The following is a 7,638-nucleotide window of genomic DNA, read 5'->3' on the forward strand; positions in this document are numbered from 1 at the left end:
CCGGCCGGCCTACGCGAGCGGGGCGACCGCGACCGGTGCGCCGAGCAGACGCACCGCGACCGCCTGGCCGGCGGTGCGGCGGTCGCCGACCTCGTGCTGGACGGTGACGACCGTGTCGTCGTCGAGGCGGACGGTCGTCCGGCGGATCGAGCCGAGGAAGCTCGAGGAGACGACGGTGCCGGTGACGCCCTCGGGCGCGAAGGCGATGTCCTCCGGTCGGACGATGGCGAGCACGGGGCCGTCGGCCACCCGGGTGGCGAGCGCCGGCACGCGGAACCCGTACACGAAGACGTCACCGCCGCGCAGGTCCCCGCGCATCCGGTTCGACTGCCCGACGAAGTCCGCCGTGAACGCCGAGGACGGGGAGCGGTAGAGCTCCTCGGGCGTGCCGATCTGCTCCACGTCGCCCGCGTTCATCACGGCGATGCGGTCGGAGACGGCGAGCGCCTCCTCCTGGTCGTGGGTGACGAACACGGTGGTGATGCCGAGGTCGGACTGGATGCGGCGGATCTCCTCGCGGAGGGACACCCGCACCTTCGCGTCGAGCGCCGAGAGCGGCTCGTCGAGGAGCAGCACGCGGGGGCGGGTGACGAGGGCGCGCGCCAGGGCGACGCGCTGCTGCTGCCCGCCGGAGAGCTGGTGCGGGAAGCGGTCGGCGAAGTCGGCGAGGTGGACCATGTCGAGCGCGTCGACGACCCGGGACTTCCGCTCGGACGACGGCACCTTGCGCATCTCCAGCCCGAACGCCACGTTCTGCCGCACGGTCATGTGTGGGAACAGCGAGTACTGCTGGAACACCATCCCCATGTCGCGCTTGTTCGCGGGGATGCTCGCGACGTCGACACCGTCGATGCGGATGGCGCCGGCGTCGACGGCCTCGAGCCCGGCGAGCGCCCGGAGCGCGGTGGTCTTGCCGCAGCCGGACGGGCCGAGGAGCGAGAGGAACTCCCCCGGCTCGACCCGGAGCGAGAGTCCGGCGAGGGCGCGGTGTGCGCCGTAGCGCTTCTCGACGGCCTGCAGTTCGACGGCGGCGCCGGTCCCGACGAGTGACGCGGGGGCGGCCGGTGCGGTGACGGTCATGCGGACTCCTTGGTGCGGGAGCGTCCGGGGCGTGTTCGGCGCCGTCCGATCCGGCCGATGGCGACGAGCAGCACGAACCCGAACAGCAGCGCGCCGAGCGAGAAGATCGCGGCCACGTACGGGTCGGTCTGCTGCACGAGCACGAGTGCGGTCTGGAAGGTGGTGCGGGAGAGGAAGGAGGCGAGGGTGTACTCGCCGAGGACGACGGTGATCGCGAGGAAGCAGGCGGCGAGGACGCCGCGGCGGAGGTTCGGCAGGAGCACCCGCCACGTGACGGTCCACCACGAGGCGCCGAGGGACCTGGCGGCCTCGGACAGCGTCGTCAGGTCGGTCGCGGTGACGGCGGCGGCGATCGGGCGGAACGCGAAGGGCAGCGAGATGATGCCGATCGCGAAGGCCAGCGTCCAGGCGCCGGAGCCGGCGACCCGGGAGACCACCTGGTAGACGGGCACGAACCCGACGACGAGCACCACCGCGGGGACGGTGATCGGCACGATGCAGACGAACTCGAGCAGCCGACGGAGCCGCGGGTACCGCAGTGCGGTGATGAGCTGCGCGGGCAGGAGCACCAGCAGGATGATCGCCACGGTGATCACGGCGATGACGAGCGACGCCCCGAGTCCGTCGAACACCGGCTGGTAGGTGCCGCGGTTCACCGGGTCGGCGATCGCGGCGTAGTGCGCGCCCGTCAGGCTGCCGTCGGTGCCCTGCCGGAACGTGAACTGCACCAGGGCCAGGATCGGCACCGCGAAGACGAGGCCGACGAGCGCGAGGACGACCGTGGCGGTGACCCGTGACGGGGCGGCGCCGAAGCGGCGGAGGCGAGCGGGGCCTCCAGGCCGTGTCGACCCGGCCACCGGGGCGGAGGGAGCCGCCGCGCTCATCGCTGCCACCTGGCGGCCCGGCGCTGCAGGAGTGCGTAGGCACTCATGACGACGGCCATCACGACGACCATGCCGAGGGCGAGCACCCCGGCGACGTTCTGCAGGCCGATGATCGTCTCGCTGGTGAGCTGCTGCCGGATCGTGAGCGGGACGATGCCGCCCTGCGAGATGAGCGCCGCGGCGGTGGCGAACGACGAGAACCCGTTCGCGAACAGCAGGAGCAGCGATCCCCAGAACGCCGGGGCGAGCACGGGGAGGGCGATCCGGCGCCAGTAGGTCGCCCGGGAGGCACCGAGGGTGGCGGCGGCCTCGCCCCACTGGGTCTTCACGCCCTCGAACGCCGGCATGAAGGTGAGGACCATGAGCGGCACCTGGAAGTAGAGGTACGGGATCACGAGCCCGGGGACCGTGTAGAGGAAGGCGCCGTCGGCGTTGATGTCCCAGTGGAACGTCGTGATCAGCCAGGTGGTCACGAGGCCCTGCGCGCCGATGGTGGCGATGAACGCGAACGCGAGCATCACCCCGCCGAACTGGGCGAGGACGCTGGCGACCGAGTCGATCATCGACCGGACCAGGCCGTCGGGGCGGAGCGCGGAGAGTGCCCAGCAGACGACCGCGCCGACCACCGCGCCGATCACGGCGGAGACCGCGGAGAGCGCGGCCGATGCCCCGAAGGCGCGGAGGATGCTCGGGTCGGTGAACGCGGCGAGGTTCGCGAGCGTCGGCCGTCCGGCGGCGTCGAAGAACCCGCTGCCCACGGCGACGAGGGCGGGGACGGCGAGGAACAGGACGACGTAGACGCCGAACGGGGCGAGGCCGAGCCAGGCGAGGCCGGGGCGACGACGACGACGGGTCGCATCGGCACCGACCGGTGCGCCGGCATGGGTGGCCGGTGCAGCGGCCGGGGCCGGGAGGGCGGTCGGTGCCGATGCGGTGGTCATGCTGGTCAGGACCCCATCGTGGCGGACCACTTGGCAGCGAGGACCTTCGCGGCCGCCGTCACCTGGGCGTCCGTCAGCTCGACGTAGTCCTTCGGGGCGCCGCCGGCAGCGTCGAGGGCGTCCTGGTCGACCTTGCCCGACTTCTCCATCGCGGCGAGCGTGGCGGGGAAGGCACCGGCCTGCAGGTACAGGTTCTGCGCCTTCGGGCTGGCGATGTACTCCTGCCACAGGCGGGCCGCGGCGGGGTGCGGGGCGTCCTTGTTGATCGCCTGCGCGTAGTAGGAACCGAGTGCGTCGCCCTTCGGCACGACCGTCTTCCAGTTCTTGTTCCCGCTCGCACCGGCGGCCGGGCCCCAGGCGAGGTTGTTGTACGACCACTGCACGACGACGGGCGTCTCACCCGAGGCGACCGTCGCCTGCGTCGGCAGCACATTCTGCCAGTTGCCGGCGGACTTGAGCTTGCCGAAGTAGTCGACGCCCTTCGTGACGTCGTCGGCCGAGCCACCGTTCTCCAGCGCTGCGAGGTAGACCGCGCTCGCGGCCTGGTTCGCCTGCGTCGGGTCACCCGCGATCGAGACCTTGCCCTTGTACTGCGGGTCGAGCAGGTCGTCGAGGTCCTTCGGCGCCTTCTTGACCTTGCTCGAGTCGTAGCCGATCGACATCAGGCCCGTGTAGTCGCGGGTCCAGGCGCCCTTCTCGTCCTTCAGCGTCGTCGGGATGTCGTCCCAGTTCGCGACCTTGTAGTCCGTGAGCAGCGCGAGGTTCTGCTGCAGCACCGCGTTGCCGAGGTCGAGCACGTCGGGGGCGGTGTCCTGGCCCTGCTGCGACTTCACCGCGGCGACCTCGTCGGCGCTCGACCCGTTCGGGTTGGCCGAGCTGACCGTGATGCCGTACTGCTTCTGGAAGCCGTCGATGATCTTGCCGTAGTTGGCCCAGGTCGGCGGGAGGGCGATGACGTTGAGCTTGCCCTCGGCCTTCGCGGCCTTCACGAGGGCGTCCATGCCGCCGGCGCTCTCGGCGCTCGTGGCGGTCTTCCAGTCGGTGCCGCTCTTGCCACTGGCGCCGCTGGCGTCGCCGGTCGAGGCGGAACTCGTGGCGGAACAGCCGGCGAGGGTGACGACGGCCGCGGCGGCCAGCGCGAGGCCGGCCATGGTGCGCTTGTACTGCACGGTGGTGCCTTTCGGGTGCTCTGGGTGGACCCGGGGGATCGGGTTCGTCGACGATCGTGGGCGCGGTCGGTTTCCAGCGGCTGCTCCGACGGTGAACGGTGGCGGAACAGCGCGTGCGGTTGTACGGTTCTGTCCACTTCTTCATGACGGCACCTTCGGTGCCATCGACGGCCTGGAGGCTCGGATGCAGTTCACGACGACGGTCCTGCAGGCGCGGAAGACGGCGACGGGACTCCCCGTCCCGTCCGACGTCATCGACGCGCTGGGGTCGGGGAGACGCCCGGCCGTGGTGGTCACGCTCGACGGGGGCTACACCTACCGCTCGACGGTGGGCGTCATGAACGAGCAGTTCCTCGTGCCGCTGTCCGCCGAACACCGCGAGGCGTCGGGCGTCGCCGCCGGGGACGCCGTCGTGGTGACCCTGACGCTGGACACGCTGCCGCGGATGGCCGACGTGCCCGACGACCTGGCGGCAGCGTTCGCCGAGGCCGGGGTGCGTGCGGCGTTCGACACGCTGTCGTCGTCGCGGCAGCGGGCACTCGTGGACCCGGTGAACCAGGCGAAGGCGCCGGAGACCCGTGCGCGCCGTGTGGCGAAGGCCGTGGAGTCCCTGCGGGGGTAGGGGTTGTCGGTCCCTCGCGCCGTCGCCCTCGCGCCCTCGCGCCTTCGCGGGTCCTTTCCCGCGTAGCGAGTGGTTTCGCGCGTAGGAGGTCGTTCGTTCCGACCGCCCACGCGCGGAAGGACTTGCCATCGCGGACGTCGTGGGAAGGAAGGCACGCCCGTCGTCTCACCGCGGGGCGCGAACCGAGGGTCAGGCGCCGAACTCGACCAGGACGCGCGGGATCTCGTTCAGCAGCTCGCTCGCCAGGTACCCCATGGGTCCGACCTGCACGGCGAGGCGGTCGCCCGCGGCAGCGTGGACCTGGGTCGCCCACACGGTGGCCTGTGCGACGTCGGCACCGCGGGCGAGCAACCCGGTGATGGCGCCGGAGAGGACGTCACCGCTCCCGCTGGTCCCGAGCCCGCCGGCTCCGGTGCCCTTCGCCCACGCACGGCCGTCCGGTGCGGCGACGACCCCGCCGAGGGACACGACGGCGCCGTAGCGTTCGGCGATCTCGGCTGCGTCGGTGTGGTCGTCGGACGTGTCGTGGCCGAGGAGGCGCTCGGCCTCGCCCGAGTTCGGCGTCATCACGAGGCGCCCGCGGAGGGGTGCGAGCTCGTCGACGAGGTCGGCTGCGACCCCCAGTGCGAAGGCGTCGAGCACCACGACGGTGTCGTCCCCGACGGCTGCGGCGAGTCCGGCCACGAGGTCGCGGCTGCCGTCGGGCTCGTCCAGACCGGGTCCGACGAGCACGGCGTCCGCGCTGCCGAGGTCGTCCGTCAGGCTCTGGATCGCGCCGACGGCGACGTGGCCGTCCTCGTCCTCGTCGAGCGGCTGGACGCCCGACTCCGGCAGGGCGACGGCGACGTGCAGGGCGACACTGCGGGCCACGGCGAGCGTCAGGCGTCCGCCGCCGACGCGCAGGGCCGCGGTCGCCGAGAGCATCGCTGCGCCGGGGGTCTTGGCGGCACCGCCGACGACGAGCACCTGCCCGCGGCCGTACTTGCTGCCGCCGGTGTCGGGGAGCGCCCACTCGCGCAGCAGGTTCGGGGTGACCGGGGTGGGCTCAGACATGGACGTCGTCCTTCCGTCCTTCGTGCTCGGTGACCTCGGCGGCGGGGTCCTCCTCGAGGTGCCCGGTGCCCGAGAACTCCTCGAGCGTCCAGGGGCCCCCGACGGCGTCGCGGCGGAGTCGCGTCAGCGAGGCGTTGGCGACCGTGTGCGTCGCCGCGAAGTCCATCAGGGCGGTCTCGTCGAGGTCGAGGCAGACCGCGACGACGAGCATGACGACGGCGTCGTGTGCGGCGACCACCAGACGGTCAGCATCCTCGATGCGGTCGACGTCGGAGAGCACGGAGCGCAGCCGGAGCATGACGTCGACCCAGGACTCCCCACCGGCCGGCCGGTGGTAGTACTTCCCGAGCCACTGGCGGCGCTGTTCCTCGTCGGGGTGCAGGTTCTGGGCGCCGGTGCGGGTGAGGCGGTCGAGCACGCCGAGCTCCCGGTCGCGCAGCCGTTCGTCGACCCGCTTCGTCGGTTCCGCGAGGCCGCCGGCCTCGAGCGCGATGCCGATCGTCTGCTGGGCTCGGCGGTACGGCGAGACCCACAGCACGACGGGTACGTCGTCGACACCACGTTCGGCGAGTTCTGACCCGAGGGCCCGCGACTGTTCCTCGCCGAGCGGACTCAGCGGCACGTCGGCGTCACGGTGGTCGACCTCGATGACGTCGGCGCCGGCAGCCTCCGCTCGACCGGCTGCGACGTTCGCGGTGGACTCCCCGTGGCGGACGAGCCAGATCTCGGTGACTGCCATGCCGCCACGCTAGGCCGTCCTGGCTCACGCCGCGGCCAGGATCGCGCTGGGGCCGGGGCGGACGGCACACGGGAGACCAGCCGCGCGGAGTCGGTGGACGAGTGACGCGGGCTCGTGGAGGTCGCGCCACTCGGTCCGCACCACCCGGCGGACGTCCGGCACGGTGAGCAGGGCCTCCTGCCGTCGTTTCTCGTCGAGGAAGACCTCGGTCGGTGACCGCCCGGCGAGGTACCGCGCCTGCGTGTACTTCGCCCGGCCGTCGACCTCGACCACGACGCCCTGCTCCGGGAACCAGAAGTCGACGATGATCCGCCGACCGTCCACGACGAACTCCTGCTGCAGGACGGGCTCCGGCAGGCCGAGCTCGCGGAAGACGACACGGGCGAACGACTCCGCCGCGGACCCGGACCGCCCGTCGGCCAGGTCGAACACGAGCTCTGCGGCTCGTCGTCCACGTGCGCTCGGGTGTGTGTCGAGCGCACGCCGGAGGTCGGGCAGCGTCACCCCCGTGCGGAGCGCCGAGTCCGTCAGCACCACGGCGGCGCGGACGTCCCCGGTCAGGGCGACGTCGACGACCGTGCGCGGGACGGTCGTGACGAGGGCGGATCCGCTCCGGACGGACTCGGTCGGGTGGAGGGGCCGCGTGTGCAGGACGAGCCCCGCGGTGCGGCTCCGGTAGCGGGACCTGGGCACGGTCACGTGGACCTCGTCCGGCCAGCCGCGCAGCGACGGGAGCCCGAGCAGGGCCGCCGCCGACAGGTGGGAGGCCGTCGCCGGTTCCCCGAGCCGTGCCAGACGGGCGTGGACGCGGGTGACGTAGCGGGTACGAGGCCCGGCGGCGTCCCAGTCGAGAGCACGGACGAAGGCGTTCGGGCCGACCCGGACGAGTCGGTCGGGCCCCTCTCGGGCGGTTCGGCGGCGCATCGCCGAACCGGTCCGACCGGCTTCTCGTGTCGGTGTCGCGCGATGGATGGGCAGTGGTGGTTCCATACCGCCACGGTGCCTGTTCTCCATGCCGACTGGTGAGCCACCTGCCGGAGCTGGGGACGAGCCTCCAGTCCGACCTGCTGTGGAGGAGATCCCGTTCCTTCCCACACCATCCGCGATGCACAGCGGGAACGCGCGTCGGGGGTCGGAACGAACGACCTCC

At 72.4% G+C, this 7,638-nt stretch carries 8 protein-coding genes; 1 reads left to right on the forward strand and 7 read right to left on the reverse strand.

Going from position 1 to position 7,638, the window contains the following annotated elements:
* Positions 1 to 9: 9 nt before the first annotated feature.
* Genes OXR63_RS17770 through OXR63_RS17785 form a run of 4 tightly spaced genes read right to left on the reverse strand, consistent with a single transcriptional unit; the run spans position 10 to position 4,074 of the window.
* Entirely contained in the window at positions 10 to 1,080 is a 1,071-nt protein-coding gene (locus tag OXR63_RS17770) for an ABC transporter ATP-binding protein (RefSeq protein WP_267425534.1), read from the reverse strand.
* Positions 1,077 to 1,964: an ABC transporter permease gene (locus tag OXR63_RS17775; protein ID WP_267425536.1), complete on the reverse strand. Its 888-nt coding sequence runs from the start codon at positions 1,962 to 1,964 to the stop codon at positions 1,077 to 1,079. The genes OXR63_RS17770 and OXR63_RS17775 overlap by 4 nt, the downstream gene beginning before the upstream one ends.
* Positions 1,961 to 2,905: an ABC transporter permease gene (locus OXR63_RS17780; protein WP_267425538.1), complete on the reverse strand. Its 945-nt coding sequence runs from the start codon at positions 2,903 to 2,905 to the stop codon at positions 1,961 to 1,963. Before OXR63_RS17780 ends, OXR63_RS17775 begins: the two co-directional genes overlap by 4 nt.
* A gap of 5 nt (positions 2,906 to 2,910) precedes the next feature.
* Complete coding sequence (locus tag OXR63_RS17785; RefSeq protein ID WP_267425541.1) at positions 2,911 to 4,074, reverse strand: ABC transporter substrate-binding protein; 1,164 nt, start codon at positions 4,072 to 4,074, stop codon at positions 2,911 to 2,913.
* Positions 4,075 to 4,258: 184 nt separating this feature from the next.
* On the opposite strand from OXR63_RS17785, the gene OXR63_RS17790 reads away from it, so the two are divergent.
* The gene (locus OXR63_RS17790) at positions 4,259 to 4,696 is read left to right on the forward strand and encodes a YdeI/OmpD-associated family protein (RefSeq protein WP_267425543.1); all 438 of its coding nucleotides are present in this window, start codon (positions 4,259 to 4,261) and stop codon (positions 4,694 to 4,696) included.
* A gap of 189 nt (positions 4,697 to 4,885) precedes the next feature.
* Here the strand turns inward: OXR63_RS17790 and OXR63_RS17795 are convergent, their stop codons facing one another.
* From OXR63_RS17795 to OXR63_RS17805, 3 genes are read right to left on the reverse strand one after another with little or no spacing between them, the layout of a single operon-like run.
* The gene (locus OXR63_RS17795; protein ID WP_267425545.1) at positions 4,886 to 5,749 is read right to left on the reverse strand and encodes an NAD(P)H-hydrate dehydratase; all 864 of its coding nucleotides are present in this window, start codon (positions 5,747 to 5,749) and stop codon (positions 4,886 to 4,888) included.
* Positions 5,742 to 6,488, reverse strand: coding sequence for a histidine phosphatase family protein (locus tag OXR63_RS17800; protein WP_267425547.1), 747 nt, complete (start codon positions 6,486 to 6,488; stop codon positions 5,742 to 5,744). Before OXR63_RS17800 ends, OXR63_RS17795 begins: the two co-directional genes overlap by 8 nt.
* 24 nt (positions 6,489 to 6,512) lie before the next feature.
* Positions 6,513 to 7,412 (reverse strand): hypothetical protein, encoded by a 900-nt coding sequence (locus OXR63_RS17805; protein ID WP_267425548.1) that lies wholly within the window; start codon positions 7,410 to 7,412, stop codon positions 6,513 to 6,515.
* Positions 7,413 to 7,638: the final 226 nt, after the last annotated feature.

The organism is Curtobacterium sp. GC_Cur_3 (genome assembly GCF_026544205.1).
GTDB lineage: Bacteria > Actinomycetota > Actinomycetes > Actinomycetales > Microbacteriaceae > Curtobacterium.